The 18921-nt window shown below is 36.1% G+C and carries 16 protein-coding genes; 2 read left to right on the top strand and 14 right to left on the bottom strand.

Annotated elements, in window-relative coordinates:
- The first annotated feature begins 198 nt into the window (after positions 1-198).
- On the top strand, positions 199-711 hold the full coding sequence (locus J0M37_07500; GenBank protein MBN8584927.1) for a DUF4476 domain-containing protein: 513 nt from the start codon (positions 199-201) through the stop codon (positions 709-711).
- Positions 712-772: 61 nt separating this feature from the next.
- Here J0M37_07500 and J0M37_07495 read toward each other — a convergent pair whose 3' ends face one another.
- Both J0M37_07495 and J0M37_07490 read right to left on the bottom strand, forming a co-directional pair.
- Positions 773-1996, bottom strand: coding sequence for a T9SS type A sorting domain-containing protein (locus tag J0M37_07495; protein MBN8584926.1), 1224 nt, complete (start codon positions 1994-1996; stop codon positions 773-775).
- Positions 1997-2007: 11 nt separating this feature from the next.
- Entirely contained in the window at positions 2008-3255 is a 1248-nt protein-coding gene (locus J0M37_07490) for a T9SS type A sorting domain-containing protein (protein MBN8584925.1), read from the bottom strand.
- A gap of 297 nt (positions 3256-3552) precedes the next feature.
- Between J0M37_07490 and J0M37_07485 the strand changes: the two genes are divergently transcribed.
- Positions 3553-5007, top strand: coding sequence for a hypothetical protein (locus tag J0M37_07485; protein MBN8584924.1), 1455 nt, complete (start codon positions 3553-3555; stop codon positions 5005-5007).
- Between the two features lie 6 nt (positions 5008-5013).
- On the opposite strand, the gene J0M37_07480 is transcribed toward J0M37_07485, so the two are convergent.
- The 12 genes from J0M37_07480 to J0M37_07425 all read right to left on the bottom strand — a co-directional run bounded on the left by J0M37_07480 (position 5014) and on the right by J0M37_07425 (position 18729).
- Positions 5014-5421 carry a hypothetical protein gene (locus tag J0M37_07480; GenBank protein MBN8584923.1) on the bottom strand — a complete coding sequence of 136 codons (408 nt, stop codon included), beginning with the start codon at positions 5419-5421 and terminating at the stop codon, positions 5014-5016.
- An 18-nt stretch (positions 5422-5439) separates the two neighbouring features.
- Positions 5440-8052 carry an AAA family ATPase gene (locus J0M37_07475; GenBank protein ID MBN8584922.1) on the bottom strand — a complete coding sequence of 871 codons (2613 nt, stop codon included), beginning with the start codon at positions 8050-8052 and terminating at the stop codon, positions 5440-5442.
- Positions 8053-8163: 111 nt separating this feature from the next.
- Positions 8164-10023 carry a PDZ domain-containing protein gene (locus tag J0M37_07470; protein MBN8584921.1) on the bottom strand — a complete coding sequence of 620 codons (1860 nt, stop codon included), beginning with the start codon at positions 10021-10023 and terminating at the stop codon, positions 8164-8166.
- A gap of 101 nt (positions 10024-10124) precedes the next feature.
- A complete protein-coding gene (locus tag J0M37_07465) occupies positions 10125-11111 on the bottom strand; it encodes an inorganic phosphate transporter (protein ID MBN8584920.1) in 987 nt (328 codons plus the stop codon).
- A 3-nt stretch (positions 11112-11114) separates the two neighbouring features.
- A complete protein-coding gene (locus J0M37_07460) occupies positions 11115-11732 on the bottom strand; it encodes a DUF47 family protein (protein MBN8584919.1) in 618 nt (205 codons plus the stop codon).
- Between the two features lie 231 nt (positions 11733-11963).
- Entirely contained in the window at positions 11964-12653 is a 690-nt protein-coding gene (gene phoU / locus J0M37_07455; protein ID MBN8584918.1) for a phosphate signaling complex protein PhoU, read from the bottom strand.
- 11 nt (positions 12654-12664) lie between these two features.
- The gene (locus J0M37_07450; protein MBN8584917.1) at positions 12665-13441 is read right to left on the bottom strand and encodes a phosphate ABC transporter ATP-binding protein; all 777 of its coding nucleotides are present in this window, start codon (positions 13439-13441) and stop codon (positions 12665-12667) included.
- Between the two features lie 39 nt (positions 13442-13480).
- A complete protein-coding gene (gene pstA, locus J0M37_07445) occupies positions 13481-14335 on the bottom strand; it encodes a phosphate ABC transporter permease PstA (protein ID MBN8584916.1) in 855 nt (284 codons plus the stop codon).
- Entirely contained in the window at positions 14335-15216 is an 882-nt protein-coding gene (pstC, locus tag J0M37_07440; protein MBN8584915.1) for a phosphate ABC transporter permease subunit PstC, read from the bottom strand. The genes pstA and pstC overlap by 1 nt, the downstream gene beginning before the upstream one ends.
- Positions 15217-15261: 45 nt before the next feature.
- The gene (locus J0M37_07435) at positions 15262-16128 is read right to left on the bottom strand and encodes a phosphate ABC transporter substrate-binding protein (protein MBN8584914.1); all 867 of its coding nucleotides are present in this window, start codon (positions 16126-16128) and stop codon (positions 15262-15264) included.
- A 109-nt stretch (positions 16129-16237) separates the two neighbouring features.
- Positions 16238-18004: a PAS domain-containing protein gene (locus J0M37_07430; protein ID MBN8584913.1), complete on the bottom strand. Its 1767-nt coding sequence runs from the start codon at positions 18002-18004 to the stop codon at positions 16238-16240.
- 32 nt (positions 18005-18036) lie between these two features.
- On the bottom strand, positions 18037-18729 hold the full coding sequence (locus J0M37_07425; GenBank protein ID MBN8584912.1) for a response regulator transcription factor: 693 nt from the start codon (positions 18727-18729) through the stop codon (positions 18037-18039).
- Positions 18730-18921: the final 192 nt, after the last annotated feature.

The following is an 18921-nucleotide window of genomic DNA, read 5'->3' as shown; positions in this document are numbered from 1 at the left end:
CGCATTTTCTTTTTTTTAATTTTTCTCCACTACACCTCATAGTGTACATGTATTGTATATCTGATTTTACTGAATACCTATATCCAGAATATATTTAACATTATTCACATTCATTTACATATTTTTACAGCAAAAACAGAAACTTACGGTAACTTTGTAAGGTAGAATAAATGAATCCAATAATCTAATAACAAATTTATGAAGACCACCAAAATTTTACTGTTTACTTTGTTTTTTATGATTTTTGCTGTAAATATTTTTGCAGATGGCAACTGGTATTTATCATCAGGAACAATGTTCAATTATAATTCCGCATTTAATAAAGATTTTCACGAGCATTGCACATGTAGCTGCGATGCATGCAGAAACTGTAAATTTAATGAACCTGACAAGCCTGTTTATTATGAAGAGTTTTACGGAATGCCGATGAGTGCAAGGGATTTTTCAGAATTTAAGAACCTAATAGCCGGCAGAACCTTTGAAACAACAAAATATGATATGACCAAGAGTGTAATAGATAACAACCTGTTTACAACTGAACAGGTACGGGATATCTTAAGCTGGTTTGTTTTTGAATCGAATAAATTAGATCTGGCGAAATATGTTTTTAAGAATGTTGTTGACAGGGGCAATTACTATAAACTGTATGATATTTTTGTGTTTGAATCCAACGTAGTGGACCTGGATAATTATATAAAAAATTACAGGTAACCAAACTAAAAAAGCCGGTTAATTAAATATTAACCGGCTTTATAGTAATAGATTAAAATAATTATTTAACTAATATCATTTTTCTGGTCTCAGTATATTCTTTAGTTCTTATCTTATAAAAATAAACCCCGCTTGAGAATCCTGAACCATTCCATTCCGCCTGGTAAACCCCTGCTTTTAATTCTTCATTAATCAGTACTTCTGCAATTCTTCCCGCTGCATCATAAATTATGATCTCAACATGCCCGCTGCCGGGGAGTGAAAATTCAAATTTTGTAACAGGATTAAAAGGATTTGGGTAATTTTGCAATAGTGAGAATTCCGAAGGGATATTCCCGGCAATCGGTTCAATGCCTATTGGATTTCCCCCATTTGTTGTTTTTTTTATTACTCCGTTCACTCCCACAGTATAACCTGTAAATTCACCGGTAAAGCATAAATCATGTAAAGTAGAATTGAAATTTGTTGTTTGCAAATACCATGTATTTCCTCCCCCAGGTCTTTTATAAATTGAACCGGAATTCCCGCAAAGATAAATATCAAAACCGTTTGAAGTTATGCAGTTAATGCTAATTGGCTGGTTTAACACTGAAAGCAGAAACCAGTTAGTCCCTCCATTTGTTGTTTGATATACTTTACCATTGCCTGTACCTGCATAACCGGTATTCACATCTTTAAAATACAGTGAATATACCGCCACATTTTCATTAATTGATTGAATACTCCAGTTTACTCCACCATTGGTTGATTTTACTATCTTGCCCCCGGATGCGGAAAAGTAAACAGCGTTAGATGTATAACATCCATCCCAGTAATTTTCTGATAATAAACCCGTATTAACTGTACTCCAGTTGTTCCCCCCGTTAGATGTTATGAACATCTGCGTTCCGTAAGAAGCTGCAAGTCCGTGCAGCAAATCAAAGAATATTATTGATGTGATACTGGGATTGCCTACATCAATAAATGTCCAGTTATTTCCGCCGTTTGTAGTTTTATGTATAACTCCGTCAGCTCCTGCAGCATATACATAGTTATTATTAACCGGATTAATATAGATATCATTTATATCTATTCCATTGCCTCCGGCTAGATTTTGGAATTGCCAGTTAGTTCCGCCATTGGTTGTTTTATATATATTACCTGCAAGGCAGCCTATATAACCTGTGTTCTGGTTATAAATAAAACTAACTGTGTTAATATCAAAATTAACAGGAGAGTTTACTGTTTCCCAGTCAGCTTTTATAATTGATGATACTGCAAACAATATTATAATTAATTTCCTCATCACAATTAAATTTATTTAATTAATATCATTTTTTTAGTTTCAGAAAAATATCCTGCCTGTAAACTGTAAAAGTATATGCCGCTTGCCAGATTACCAGCCTCGAAATCAGCTTTATAGGTTCCGGCTGAATAAAAACCATTCACAATTTCAGCAATATGTTTTCCTTCAGAATCAAATATTTCTAATTTAACATTGTTTCCTTTTGGTATAGAAAACTCAATATTTGTCAACGGGTTAAAAGGGTTCGGGTAATTCTGCCAAAGTTTATACCCTACCGGTATTTCAGAAGAAATGGTCTGAATTCCGATAGGTACACCGCCGTTAGTAGTTCTTAAAATAGTTCCATTATCGCCAACAGCCCAGCCATGTGTATTCCCTATTACTTTTACTGCATATAAAGGATAGTTTACCGGCGTAATCTGTGTTTCCCAGTTTACCCCGCTGTTCGATGTTACATAAATTTTACCTGAATCAGCAGCTATCCAGCCGGTAGTGCCGTTACCCAGCTCTTCGGGTTTGCTGAAATATATATCAAATAAAGTGATCGCAGAATTTATCGGTGCATATGTACTCCATGTAACACCGCCGTTTGTTGTTCTAGCTAAATTACCCAGGCTTCCGCAGCTCCAGCCCATTTGATCACCATAAAATGTAATACTGTTTAATGTGCCAAATACGTTCACCGGCTGCTGCCACGAAGCTCCGCCACTGGTTGTTCTTTTTACCGAAGCTGTTTGAGTATTTATCAAAGGTCCGCATGTATAGCCTGTTGTAGAATTGATAAAATAACATTCACGGTTATCAAGAGAATTTACAACTAATCCGTTCCATGTGTTCCCCCCATTAGTTGTCTTCCATATACCCCCTGATTTACCGCATATAAATCCGGTAGTGGAATTAATAAAACTAACTGATTCCAGGTCAAATGATCCGATAAAATTGGAAGTCCAGTCAAGCCCATTGTTGGTTGTTTTAATAACAGTTCCGTTCCAGCCAACTGCCAATATAGACGTGGAATTAAAGCAATGAACTGATGTTAAAGAATTAGAAGTAGGACTGTTTACCGCAATCCAGTTTGTACCGCCATTTGTTGTGCGCAGAATTGTTCCGCTTAAACCAACTGCCCAGCCAACTAATGTTGTGCTGACTCCCGGCATTGAAATATCAAACAATGTAACAGTTGTTCCGCTTGATTGCTGTACCCATTGAGCATTTGAAACAGAAATGAAAAACAGTAATTGAATAATTATTTTCCTCATCACATTATTATTTAAATTTTCAGAGTAAAGCTCCTTTACTGGCAAATTACTGTTTTCAAGGAGCTTTATTACCCTGCCTATGTGATGTAGGAATACTTTTCATAATTGGGGGTTATTTTTTAGGATTTCTATCATCACATAGAATAATGATGCAAATTTATCTTACTGTGGATAGCTAATCAAAGAAAAGAATATTAAATTGTTCCGCTTCTGATTATGTTTTTCCGTAATAAATAGCGATTTTGTGAGTTTTTCGCATATTTTCAATCAAATTTGTACCAACTAAATATTGGGTTTATGATCAAAAGTAAAATTGTTGATTTTTTGGAAAAATTCTCTGCTGAAGAATTCAAAGAATTCGGGAGATATGTTAATTCACCTTATTTTAACGTAAACAAAAAATTAATAACCTCTTATAATTACTTTAAAATATACTTTGGTGACTATTCAAATAAAGATTTCAATAAAGAAGAATTATATTCTGCAGTTTTTCCCGGTACAAAATACAGGGATACAGAAACCCGTAAGCTGCTTTCCGGATTAACCAAGCTTGCCGAAGGATACATGTGCCAAAATGAATATGATAAAAACGATTTTGAAAAAAATATAAATTTGGCAGGAAAGCTATTATCAAAAGATTTGGTAGGTAATGCTGAAAAAATTGTAACGCAGCTGGAAGAAATATCCGCAATAGAAAAAATAAACGGGCAGCATTATTTTTATGAGCTGATGAAAATTCAGATCAAGAAAAAAACCATTGAACTAAAAAAGGAGTCCTTTCAAACCGGGAATTTAACAGAAGATAAGATCAACAGTTACCTGCTTAATTATTTTGTATCATTTTCAACTAAGATCGTGCAAAACATTAAAGCAAAACAATATTATAATTTGATAGCAGCAGAGCCCCTTCTTCCAAAGTTTTTTTCTTTTATTGATATGGACAGATATATTGAATGGCTTGAAGAAACAAAATATGAATTTTCAGAAATACTGATAATGAATTTTTGTATCATTAAATGCGTGAATGATGCATACGATAAACAAACATACAATAAATTTAAAGAACTGCTTCTAAATAATCATAAAAAAATATCACATTTCGAGCTGAATAATCTTTTTACATGCTTACAGGGAATACAGATAAAAAGAATAAGGGAAAATGATGCTGATGCTTTAAAAGAGCTGTTTGAGGTGAACAACCTGATCCTTGAACATGAAGCGTATGCATTTTATCCGGGAGGAAGCATGCCTTATTCTGTATATGTTACAATGATAACCATAGGGATAAGTTCAAAAGAATTTGAATGGGTGAGTTCCTTTATCAATAAATTTACACCACTGCTGCAGGAAAAACACAGGAGAAATCTTTATAATTATGCAATGGCTGAGCTTACATACAGTACAGGTTCGACCTCAGAAGCTTTGGAATATACGTCGAAAATAGAGTATGAAGGCTTCTTTCTGAAACATGAAGTAAATATTCTAAAACTTAAGATCTATTATGATGAAGATGATTTTATCTCCGTTCTTTACCAGCTTGATAGCTATAAAAAGCTTGTAGAAGGAAATAAATTTGTTGGAGAGCAGCAGTATGATATTTATTCCGGGTTCATAAAAGTTTTTTCAGAACTGGTAAAGGTAAAAGAAAATAAAGATAAAGCATCAGCAGAAATTTTACTTTCTAAAACAGAAAAATTAACAAATGTACAGAACAAAGACTGGCTATTGGAAAAGATCAAAGAGCTGATTTAACTTCACTCATTTTTTCTTTCTATTCATCATTTGCCAGTTCCAGCTTAATGCAAGGCCGTTTTCCATCGGGTAAATGATCTGGTCATCTTCTGCATCAATTTTCACATTAACTTCCATACCGTTCTGAACTTTTGGGGCACCCATAGGATAAACTTCCCAAACGCATTTGGCCCTGTACGGCTCTTTGTATGCATTGGATACTTCAAGCGTCATTTCATATCCCTGGTAATGCCCGCCGTTGCCTGTGCCTCTTATACCGGCTGCGTGGGAACCTATAACAATTGCTTTTCCTTTTTCTGCCCTGGCAATTTTGGCTTCTCTTTCAGCTAGCATTTTAGCCCCGCTTTTAGAAGCATACATAAAAAACACAATTATTGCTGCAAAAACCCCGACAATTATCAATACTTCTATCATAAAATTATATTTTGATTTTTAAAAACCCATTCTTTTTTCTTCTTTAATGGTTATATCAAGTTCTTTTACATCATCTATAGTTACAGTTTTGATCATAGCTGCAGTCCTTTTGACTTTTGGTATTTCAGCAAGTCTTAAGTTCTGGTTTTTTACAGTTTCACTTATCGATTTTCGTATTTCCCTGGCATTACCAAAATATTTATCCCTTCCGCTGTAAAGTGAGCTGATATGTTTTTTAAAATACTCACCGGCTTCATTATCAAATTCCAGCTCATTGCCTGATAATATTATTTTTGCAATAGCAAATAATTCTTCCTCACTGTAATCAGGAAAATTGAATTTCCTGTCAAACCTTGATTTTAAACCCGGGTTTGTTTTCAGGAAATTTTCCATTTCACCTGTGTACCCGGCGCATATTACAACAAATTTACCCCGGTTATCTTCCATCCGTTTAAGGATAATTTCAATAGCTTCTTTGCCAAAATCATTTTCATACTGGTTTGAAAGTGAATATGCCTCATCTATAAACAATACGCCGCCCATAGCGGCATCTATTTTCTCTGCGGTTTTAATAGCTGTTTGCCCTATGTACCCGGCAACAAGCTCTTCCCTGTCAACTTCCACAAGGTGGCCGCGCTCAAGCACACCCAAAGCGCGGAAAATCCGCGCCATTATTCTGGCAACTGTAGTTTTTCCTGTTCCGGGATTTCCTGTAAATACCGTATGAAGAGAAAATGAACGTGTAACATCCTTGCCAATTTCCCTGAAATACCTCACAAGCTTGACCATTTCATGAACATCAGCCTTCAATTCATTCAATCCAACAAGTTTATTCAACTCAGCAAGTGAATCTCTCATCAATTCTTCATCCGGCGGAATATCAACAATTTTATATTCTTTGCTGTAAAAAATATCTTTCAGGTCTTCAGTAGTTATTGTTGATAGTGCAACATTATCCAGGGTTTCAATATTCGGATTTTCATTCATAACCCTGAGCCCCATGTTCATTTTGGCCTCATCAATTATGGAATTTACATACCTAGCATTCCCGAAAGTTTTATCTCTATCCCTGTAAGCTTCAACAAGCTTTGTGTACAGGAATTCTTCAGCATCTTTATCCAGGTCAACATCAGTTTTGGATGCGTGGTAATTTCCTATTTGAAGTAATTCAGTCGGAGAATAATCAGGAAAATGGAAAAAACGTGTAAACCTGGATTTTAATCCCGGGTTGGAACCAACAAAATACTGCATTTCCTCCGGGTATCCCGCAACTATCACTGCAAGATCTCCTTTACCGTCGCTCATTTCCTTTAAAATTATTTCTATAACTTCCTTGCCGTAATCCTTTTCAGTATCGCCTTTTCTGGCAAGAGCATAAGCTTCATCTATGAATAAGATACCTCCCCTGGCTTTTTTTATTGCCTCTTTAACTTTCGGTCCGGTTTGCCCGATAAATTCACCTATCAGGTCAGCCCGGTCAACTTCGTGAACATGGCCTTTGGAAAGTATGCCGAGGTTTTTATAAATTTTACCCAGCATTAAAGCTACCTTGGTTTTTCCCGTGCCGGGATTACCCGTAAATACAGCGTGTAGATTTAACTTTTCCTTGTCATCAAATCCTTTGGTCTTCCTTAACTTTACGAACTTCAGATAATCATACAGGTCATCAATATCTTTTTTAATCGTCGCAAGCCCGATCATTTCGTTTATTTCTTTCATGATCTCTGCTTCTGTAAGCTCTTTTTCAGGTGCACCAGTGCTTTTTTTACTTAAAGAAGGCATTCCTTCACCCGGTAAATAGAATGTTCCGGCATCAGGATCAATTTCTTCTTCAGTTCCAAAGTTAACGTTCACTGCTCCTATAACCTTTTCCAGAAATATAACTTCAACCACATAGGTACCTTCGTACCAGCTTCCCGGCTCCTTACTGCCCCATCCCCGCATGAACCTTACTTTTGAAATATTATTATTATAATTATAAAGGTCAAAAATCTCAGCAGCATAATCTCCGGCACTATCCCTTATTCTTATGATAAATTCACCCATCCATGGCACTTTATTGAACTGAAGATTATCACCTTCAATTTCTACCCACATGTATCTTGTTGTTTTATAGTTAAAGGTCTTCAGGTATTTTCTTTCACCAAAAGGCACCGTTTCAAATGGACTCTCATAAAGCTTTATTGAAGTTAAATTAAAGTAAGGATTACCTTCATCTGTAACTTCGCCTTCATCAATTGTATAAAAATATGCGGTAGAAAGCAATACTCCATCTACCCATGCTTCCCATCTGTAATTATCTTTTTTCCAGTATGCTCCCGGTTCAGGCTTACCCCATGAATAACGTATATAAGCAGTATCTGTATCTTTATCTACCCTGTGTTCAACTTTATTATCACATAAAAGCTTATTAGCCTGGTCATATGCTTTAAAATTAACCGTGATATTCCAGTCTTCTTTTGTAAAAAGCAGGTTAAAAACTGCAAGTTCAACATAAATATACTTTGTTACGCGTGCATTAAATACCTGCCTGTATTTTTTCCTGTTCCCAAGTATCCAGTCGTTCGTATTGTGAACTTTAAGGGATTTAAACTTAAATTTACTTCCTGTATTTTCAGTATTCTGTGCCATATTTTACAATCATAAAGGTATGTTATTTTAATTTCAATGTAAAACAAAATTTCCATCATAATAAAAAAAGGCGCTTAAGTTAGCGCCTTTTTAATATTGATCTTATTCAGTTTATTGATTGATCCATGCTTTTCTGAGCATCAGTTGTTCAGGTGAAGGGTTTTTTGCCGGCATAATAACAAAACGTTCTTTTCTTTTTACCGTATATGTATTTGCAGAAAGTTTTTTCCTTATGAAATTGCTGCCTTTGTTTTTCCTGTCAACAACCAATGTTACTTTATCACCGGTTTTAAGTTTATTTTCAATTTCACCGGCAACATCCTGAAAGTTATGGCCGTTAACTTCTATACCATTAATGGAAATTATCCTGTCTCCTTCTTTTAATTTCAGCTCTTTTCCGAATTGATTCACTTCCACTACTTCAACAGAACCATCTTCACTCAATTGCAGCGCAGCTCCTATTATTGCCGGTACTTCAATTTCGTATTCATCGTAATAATCATACCCGGCATAATTTAAAAACTGTTTATAGGGAAGCTTACTTGAACCTTCCACATACTTACTGAAAAATTCTCTGATTTCAGGATATGTCATTTCTGTAATTATATCAAACAGCTCAGGATCTTTGAAAGCCCTATCTGGTCCGAATTTTTCCCCAAGATCTGCTTTTAACTGCTGTAAGCCGTATTTCCCTCCAGATAACTTCAGCAGGTAAAGATCAAGACACATATTTATTAAAGCGCCTTTTTGATAAACATTAAAATATTGTGATTTATATTTATCCAAAGCTCCTTTGCTTAATTCCGTGAACGGAAGTGTATCATTTAAATATAAAGTTGATATATATAGTTTCTGCTGAATTTTCTTGAAAAATTCATCCGGGGTAATTACACCGTGTTTCACCTGTGAATGGACAGCGTAATATTCCGTTGAACCTTCATACAGCCATAAGTGCCTGCTCATTACGGGATTAATAAAATCGAAATTGCCAATTTCTTCCGAATGAATTCCCAGCGGAGTAATAATATGAAAGAATTCATGTGCTACAACATCCCTGAAAGGCTGCAGAAATTCTTCTCCGGTTACTTCAGGGTAAGTAAATGTGGTTGAGCTGAAATGTTCCAGCGCACCGGCGGAGCCGGATAAGGAGGTTCCTTCAAATAAATATACAAGAATGGAATATTTCTTTGCAGGCAGCTCACCACCAAGATATTCACCCTGTGCTTCAAAAAGTTCTTTTGTATGTTCAACCAGGTATGATGCGTTGACTTTTTTATTCGGTGAATAAAGCGAAAGCAGTATTTGTGTATTATTTACCATAAGCGATGCAGTATCCGGGATTGAATACATTATCGGGTTATCATGAAGCTCAAAGTAATTTTTTGGATTATATACATCCGCAGAAAAATTTGAACTTTCCAGCGGCATAGAAGTTGCTCCATAAAAGCCTGCAGGTTTAGTATATGAAATTGTGTATGGATTATCTTTGAATCCTTCAAAATAACCTATCAGCGTAAAATTATTCAGCATGAAAACTTTGCCTGAATCTATACAGGTTCCTGTTGGTTCAAAAACTACCGGCTTGCTTGAAGAATGATAAGTATCTTCAACCCAATATGATATTTTTTTTAACTTCTCTGCCTGAGAAATTTCCCATGTATTGGTATCTATTCTTGAAACAGTTAACTCAATACCATTTTCATCATATGCTCTCAGGTCATGAACAAATCTTCCGAAATTGTTGATGGCATAAGTACCCGGTACAATCTTAGGCATATAATACCTTATGCTCCCTGATGTTATTGCAGGTGGTTCTACTTCTACCTTGAGCTTATGGTCACCGGTTGCCTGTGTAAGATCTATCCTTGCAAAGGTTTTCGATGATCTTTCCTGCCCCTCCTGCGCAAAAGTAAGATTTAAAGAAAAAATTGAAATTAAAAGAAAAAAGACAGCATTTCGGGTTCTGTTCATATAAATTAATATATAATTGAGTGTTATATATATTAGATGCAAAAAACCCCCCTGAGGTTTCAGGAGGGTAAATAATTAAACAATGATTATTTTATTTAAGTTCAGAGAAAAAGGCTGACAAGCCAGTAACAAAGTGCACCTACCAGGCCTGAAAGCGGAATTGTTAAAACCCATGCCCATACAATTTTTCCTGCAACTCCCCATTTTACCGCTGAAAGCCGTTTTAAGCTTCCGACACCAAGTATTGAACCTGTTATTGTTTGTGTTGTGCTGACCGGTATGCCGAAGATCGCGGTTAATAACAACGTAGTTGCGCCTGAAAATTCCGCACAGAATCCGCCGATCGGTTTGAGCTTCGTAATTTTCATACCCATGGTCTTAACTATTCTCCAGCCGCCGAAAAGTGTTCCTAACCCGATTGCTAAATGGCAAGACATTACTACCCATATGGGTACATGAAATTCAGCCTGGTAATTGGTTGCTACTAAAACGGAAACAATTATTCCCATTGTTTTTTGTGCATCGTTTGAACCGTGCCCAAAGCTGTAAAATGCGGCTGAAACAAGCTGAAGTTTTCTGAATACACCATCTACCTGTCGCGGTTTTTTATTTTTTACAACCCAGCTGGTTATCAGCATATAAAGAAGTCCAAGAATAAAACCAATTACCGGCGCCAATACAATAAATATCACAACTCTTTCAAAACCGCTCCAGATTATTACACTAAAGCCAAGCTTGGCTATTGCCGCTCCTCCGTAACCGCCAATAAGCGCATGCGAAGAGCTTACCGGTATTCCGTAATACCAAGTAAAAACATTCCAGAATATAGCTCCCAATAAACCTGCCAGTATAACATAAATATCAACGCTATCCAGCTTAACAAGGCCGCTGCCCACAGTTTTTGCGACTTCTTCACCGAATGCAAATGCTGCGGCAAAATTAAAAAAAGCTGCAAACATTACAGCTTTCTGGGGTGAAAGCACCCCTGTAGAAACAATTGTTGCTATTGAATTTGCTGAATCATGGAACCCGTTCAGAAAATCAAATATCAGAGCTATTATAATAACAACAAGTACCAGTTCAAACATACTCTACATATTCTTAATTAATATTCCTTCAATTACAGTTGCAGCATTCTGGCATTTATCAACTGCTCTTTCAATAATTTCAAGTATCTCTTTTTTCTTAATTAGTTCAACCACATCTTTTTCATTTTCAAACAGGTCAAGCAGCGCATCTTTGAATACAATGTCACCTTCTGTTTCCAGGGTCTTAACCTGTACGATCTTCTCTGTGGTTTGTTTAGGGTTTTGCAGATTTTTCACAACATCAAAAAGCACATCGGTCTGTATCAGCAGTATATCTGTAAGCTGTGGTCCGAACTGAAGCTTTGATTTAAGTTTATACATACTCATCCTTGAAGCAATAGTATCAATTGTATCAACAATATCATCCATTGAATTCACAAGAGCAAATATATCTTCCCTGTCAATCGGGGTAATAAATGTATCGTTCAGGTCACTAATAACCTGGTGAGTCAGATCATCACACCTGTTTTCAATAAAATGAATTTTATGTGAATACTCAGCAAAGCTATCCTGTTTATCCATCATTTCATCAAGCATTTTTCCGGCTTCAAGCACTGATTCAGCCAACTCATTTAGGATCTCGAAAAAATTATTTTGTTTTGGTAGAAATCTTTTAAACATAAATGTTTAGATTTAAATATTTGTTAAAAATCGAGGATTTTTGTTAAAATTTCGACTTTTTAGTTAAATTTTGGTTAGAATACTGTTAAAATTATATAAAGAACTTGAAAAACATACCCAAAAAAAATTGAATGATATTTAATAATTTAATTTGTATGGATTTAGAAGAGTATAATAACAAAAAAAGAGGGTTTTTACCCTCTTTTTAAAAAAATGAATATTTATTATAAATTATGCCTTATCAGTACTATCTTCCGGATTAAAATCTTCAGACTGATGCCTGATTATTTCTCCGCTGCATAAATAAACTACATCCTCGGCAATATTTGTTGCTGAGTCTGCAATTCTTTCAAGATTTTTTGAAATTGATCTGATACTAAAATACTCTTTTGTTCTTTCAGGATCTTTTTCAATTGAATTTATGGTTCGTTTAAGCATTTGTTTTGTTAACCTGTCAATTTCGTCATCAGCCGCAAGTACTTCACGCGCAAGCATAACATCTGTATTAACAAGTGCGTCAAGACTTTTTTTCACCATCATCTGTACTTTCTCGCTTACAACCCTGAATTCACTGATGAGATCAATTTTTTCTTTTTTAGAAAGATATCTTACTCTCTTAGCAATATTAGAAGCCAGGTCACCCATTCTTTCAAGGTCATTGTTCATTTTTAAAACAGCTATCACAAACCTGAGCTCTTTTGCAACCGGCTGATATAATGCTAGAATTTTCAGGCATTCTTCTTCGATCAATATTTCCAGTGAATCAACTTCTCTATCCTTGATTATAACTTCATCGGCAAGCTCTGTATCTCGTCTTTCCAGCGAGAGCATTGCGCGCTGTATCTGTTCTTCAACTATCGCGCCCAGGCTTAGTATAAGTTTTTTTAAATTTTCAATTTCTCTTTGCCAGTAGTGTAACATATTTATTCTTTCTAACCAAACCTTCCAGTAATATAATCTTCGGTTTGTTTTTGATTGGGTTTTGTGAATATTTGTCCTGTAGCTCCAAACTCTACAAGATGTCCTTCATAAAAAAATGCAGTGTAGTCAGATACCCTTCCTGCCTGCTGCATATTATGTGTTACTATGATAATTGTATAATCCTTCTTTAGCTCATTTACCAGGTCTTCTATCTTTAATGTGGATTTTGGATCAAGCGCTGAAGCCGGTTCATCCATAAGGACAACTTCCGGATTTATTGCAAGCGCACGGGCAATGCAGAGCCTTTGCTGCTGACCGCCTGAGAGTCCCATAGCGCTTTTATCAAGCCTGTCTTTTACTTCATCCCATAATGCAGATTTAACAAGGCATGATTCAACAATTTCCATCAGTTTGTTCTTATCCTTTACCCCGTGCAGCCTGGGACCGTATGCAATATTATCAAAAATAGATTTTGGAAACGGGTTTGATTTTTGGAATATCATACCTACTTTTTTCCTCAAAGCAACAACATCGGTCATGGGTCCGTATATATCATTACCATCTATTAATACTTTTCCCTCAATCCGGGTTCCGTCAATAATATCATTCATACGGTTCAGTGTTCTTAGAAAAGTTGATTTACCGCATCCTGATGGACCGATAAATGCTGTAACTTTTTTTTCGGCAATATCCATATTGATATCAAATAAAGCCTGCACAGCCCCGTAGTAAAAATTCATATTTTCCACATGAACTTTATTCTTATTATCAGAAAATATTTCAGCCATTATCTTTATTCAGTTTCCGTTAATTATGCTTCAGTTCTGTTACCATTTGTATTTTTTACGCACTTTGATCCTTAAAATTATTGCAACAAAATTTAATCCGATAACCAAAAATAACAGCACTAATGCAGTACCGTACTGCATGGGAAGTATTTTCTGAGCCTCAGGATGCTGTGTTGCAAGAATATAAAGATGATACGGAAGCGCCATTACCTGGTCATATACTGAGCTTGGCAATTCAGGTAAAAAGAAAGCTGCTGCAGTAAGCAGAATTGGAGCAGTTTCCCCTGCCGCTCTTCCTATTCCTAAAATAGCACCGGTTAACATTCCGGGAAGTGCATACGGCAATACATTTTTGTAAATTGTTTCCCATTTGGTTGCTCCCAGCGCCAGGCTTCCTTCTCTCATATACTTCGGTACAGCTTTTAATGCTTCTTCACTGGCTACAATTATTGTGGGTAATATCATACATGCAAGGGTTAAGCTGCCTGCAAGCATTGAAGAGCCAAAATCCAGTGCAACTACAAATAACCCAAGCCCGAAAAGACCAAAAACTATTGAGGGCACACCGGCTAAAGTTACAATAGCCATACGGATAGTCTGCGTAAACTTAGACTGCTTTGCATATTCGGTTAAATATATCGCGCTGAACATACCAAGCGGCAGCGCCACTACTATGGTACCTATAACCAGGAATAATGTACCAAGTATTGCGGGAAAAATTCCGCCTTCTGCACCGCTTTTTTCAGGATCCCCTGTAAGGAACTCCCACGATATAGCCGGCAATCCATGAATGAGAATATCTATTAAAATATAAGCGATAAATACCACTACAAGGTATGTTATACCTCTCATCATCCAGTATATAATTTTTTCGCCTGTTCTGTTTTTTCTCATTATTTATCTATCATCCCGTACTTTTTAAGTACCCTGTATGAAATAAGGTTGAGTATAAATGTCATAAGCATCAGTACGATCCCCACCCAGAACAATGCCATGTAATGATGTGAGCCAATTGTAACCTCACCCATTTCAGCGGCAATTGTTGCCGTCATTGTTCTGACAGATGTAAATGGATTCATGCTGATAACCGGGGCATTGCCAGTAACCATCATAACAGTCATTGTTTCGCCCACTACTCTGCCCATTCCAAGCATCACCGAAGCAACTATTCCCGAAAGCGCGGCAGGAACTACAACCTTCCATATGGTTTCAAGCTTGCTAGCTCCCAATGCCAGCGAAGCTTCTTTATACGCTGAAGGAACGCTTTTTATGGCATCTTCAGAAATAGACATAATGGTTGGTATTGCCATAAATGCCAGAAGCACCGCACCTGTAAGCGCTGTTAAGCCTGTGTTAAGATCAAACAATTGCTTAATTAAAGGGGCTATAACTACAAGCCCGAAAAAGCCAAGTACAACGGAGGGAATTCCGGCGAGTATTTCAATGAACGCCTTTAAAAATTCACGTTCTTTTGCAGATGCAACTTCAGAAATATAAACAGCACCTATAATTCCAAATGGAATTGCTATAACTGTTGCAAGGATTGTTACAAGTATTGATCCTGTTATAAGCGGATATAAGCCGAATTCTTCTTTTTGAAATGAAACGGGGTTCCAGATATTATGAAACAGCTCGCCTATTCCCGGCGAGCCGATAAACGGGAAAGCTTCTTTAAACAGAAATAAAAATATAAGCAGAACTATGATTATCGAAAGAGAACCACAGCTCTGCAGAAAATATTTTATTATTTTAGCTTTTAATCTTTGCTTGTTCAATAATTATCAGTACTTATAATGCTTTTTACTGCTTTGAGCTCAGAATTATTTTAATGTTATATAACCTGTTTCTTCAACAATTTTCTGTCCATCAGGTGATGTAGCAAAATCGAGAAGGAGCTTATTGTTATTGGCAGGTTCACCGTTAAAGTATAAATACAGCGGTCTCGCAATTCCATATGACTTATCAAGAACTGTATTGTGAGTAGGTGTAACCGCAGGTGAAGAATCATCTTTTTTTACAGGAACAACTTTGATATTGCCTTCTTTGGTGTAACCAAGACCAACATAACCAATTGACCATTTATCAGCAGAAATAGACTGAACTATTGATGAAGATGCAGGCATAAGCTTAACTGTCGGAGCAAAATTTTCTTTATTCAACACATGCTCCTGGAAAAATACATATGTGCCTGAATTGCTCTCTCTTGAAAGCACTGTTATAGGCTGATCAGGACCACCAAGCTCTTTCCAGTTCTTATACGCTCCGGTATAGATCTTCTTTAACTGTTCCATGGTTACATCTTTAAGCGGATTATCAGGATGCACTACTATTGCAATACCATCATATGCTATAGTTTTTTCAACTGCATTAATATTTTTTTCTTTTGCCTGGTCTTTTTCTTTTTGCTGCATATCTCTTGATGATGCGCAAATATCAGTGGTTCCGTTTATTAATGCCGCAATTCCTGTTCCTGAGCCGCCGCCTGTAACTGATACCTGAACTTCAGGATGTTTTTTCATAAATGCTTCAGCCAGAGTGCTCATTAAATGCACCATTGTATCAGAACCTTTAATTGTTACAGATTTTTTATCTTTTGAATCAGTTTTATCTTTTTTAGCACATCCTGCTGCTGCAAAAGAAAACAGGACAAGCATTAAAACAGCTAACTTTATTGCCGGATTTTTCATTTTTTAAAATATTTTAAATTTCACTTATTAACTTTTAATGCAAATTATGTTAATAAATTTATTGTTCTGTTAGAGAATTGTTAAGATTTGGTTAAGATTTTTTTGGCTTTTAATCGTTCTTTTGGGGGATTTTAACGGTAAACTTACTACCTTTTCCTGGTTTTGAATCAACATCAATGATGCCGTTCATTGTATTAATAATGTGTTTAACAATTGCTAATCCAAGGCCTGTTCCGCCTTCTTCGCGGCTTCTGCCCTTATCTACTCTGTAAAATCTCTCAAAAAGTCTTGGCATGTGGTCGTCTGATATTCCATACCCTTCATCTTTTACGTAAATGCATAGTTCAGCATCGTTTTCGTAAGCGCCTATTTCAATTTCCGATTTCTTATCACTGTATTTTATGGCATTATCAACAAGGTTTCCTATTGCCTGCTCCAGCAGATGTTTATTTATATCAGCGGTAAGTTTTTCATCACACTTAATATTTACCGTGATCTTTTTTTCGCTGGCTTTGAATTCATAATCTTCTGCAACTGATCGTAACAGCAGATTTATATTTTCATTCGCCGTTTTAATTTCATCAGGTTTCTGCTCAAGCTTTGAAAGGGTAAGCAGGTCATCTATAAGCAGGTTAAGCCTGTTTATATGCTTTGTAATAATATTCAGGAATCTTTCCGCATTTTTAGGATCATCAATTGCGCCTTCTTTAAGTGTTTCTATAAACCCTTTGATAGTAGTTACAGGTGTGCGCAGCTCATGAGAAACGTTTGCTACAAGGTCTTTCTTTAAGGTATCAAGGTGTTTAATGTTTGATATATCATTGAATACTACCAGCGCACCAAGCGCTTTATTGTCCATATCATAAAGCAGTGTACCGCTTAGCTGCAGGAATACATCTTTATCGTGCTGTAAAATTATCTCTGTTTCCTGGTTATTTCCTTCAAACAATATCTTTTTAAAAAACTTCTGGATTTCCGATACCCTTACAACTTCCTGCAGAGTCTTGCCGGTAGGATCAGGATCTTTTATATCCAGAATATGCGTCGCATTTTCATTAAGAAGAAGTATTCTCTCTTCGTGATCTACAGCCAGGATCCCTTCATTCATGCTTTTTAATACTACTTTCTGAAGGTTATCTTGTTCACCGATAATATCAAGCTTTTCATCAAGCTGCTTCGCCATTGAATTAAGGCTCTCAGAAAGCCTCTTCAGCTCTTCATCCTGCGGCGGGTAAATTTTCTTGCTGAAATCTCCCTTTGAAAAGCTTTCTGCAGCGAGGCTGATTTCTGTGATCGGATTGAACATATTCCTTATAGTTAAAAATCCGATTACAAGGATAATTATACTGAAAAATATAACAGTTAACAGAAGCCCTGTATTTGCGTTAGCCGCTTCTTTCTGAACGCCGGTTAACGGAAAGCCTGTCCTTAGAATATATTCAATTCGCCCTTCCTTATTATATACCGGAACTGCAGCATAGATGAAGTCTTCTTTAAGGGTAAAACTGTATCTTTGTGAAATACCGGTCTTGCCCGAAAGTGCATCAATAACTTCTGGCCTGTCTGCATGGTTATCCATACTTTGCGGTTCTTCACGGGAATCTGAAACAACTTTACCCTGCGGAGTGATCAAAGTTACCCTTGCGCCGCTAAGGTTATCATACCGTATGGCGAACTTTTGAAGATCGGCGGTATCAATTTCAGTGGTTTCAAGCCTTTCTTTTATCAGATTTGAACGCTGAGTTAATACATCGATATCATTTGTAATGATAGTATCGTTAAATAATGATGAAGCATATAAAGCAAGGATTATCATAGGAATAAGGGAAAGGGCGGCAAAAATATAAAATAATTTCCAAAGGAATTTTTTCCTCATTTTTTAAAAAACTCCCTTGCTAAAACAATACATCAAAGATTCTCCTTAAATTTATAGCCAACTCCCCTGACAGTTTCAATATATTCATTTTCTTCACCCAGCTTTTTGCGTAATGATACTATATGAACGTCTATGCTTCTGTCAGTTACTGAAACTCCTTCTCCCCTTGTTGAATCAACTATCTGGTATCTTGTCATCACCCAGCCCGGTTTTTTTGCTAAAGTTAAAAGTATTCTGAACTCAAGGTGAGTTAAGTCAATTTGTACGCCTTTTATTGTTACTTCATGCCTGCCTGTGTGAATCCTGAGGTCACCCCGCTCAATTATTGGCTTTTCCTCTTCCTCTTTCGGGGGTCTGCGCCTTAAAGTTGCTTTCACTATTGCAAGCAGCTCCCTTGGACTGAACGGTTTGGTAACATAATGATCAGCGCCAATTTCAAGGCCTGCAACTTTATCGGCTTCATCGGCTTTAGCCGTCACCATTACAATCGGAATGCCGGCTTTTTGTTTATCAGCTTTAATTATTTTGGTTATATCAAAACCATCAACACCCGGCAGCATAAGATCAAGAATAATAAGATCATAATCATTCTCTTTCACCAGGTCAAGAGCATCTTCACCGGTTGATGCTGTTTTAACACGGTAACCATTCTTTGTTAAATTATAATCAATTAGCTCAAGAATATCTTTTTCATCGTCAACTACAAGTATTTTTTCCTTCATAATAATGAATTTTTAATGTTCTGATAATTTTCTTATTGTTAAAATTAGCATTTCTTTGTTAATTTAATGTTAAGAAAATATTAGAAATTAAATTCACTCAAAAATAGCATTATTTATACTCTAATTAAATTCAATTATATGATTTGTATCATTTGCAAATTATTCAAAACTTAGCATTTTTGTATTGTAAACTGC

This window comes from Ignavibacteria bacterium (assembly GCA_017303675.1).
In the GTDB taxonomy this organism is placed as follows: Bacteria; Bacteroidota; Ignavibacteria; order Tepidaquicellales; family OLB5; genus OLB5.
This window is presented reverse-complemented; position numbering and strand designations above follow the sequence as displayed.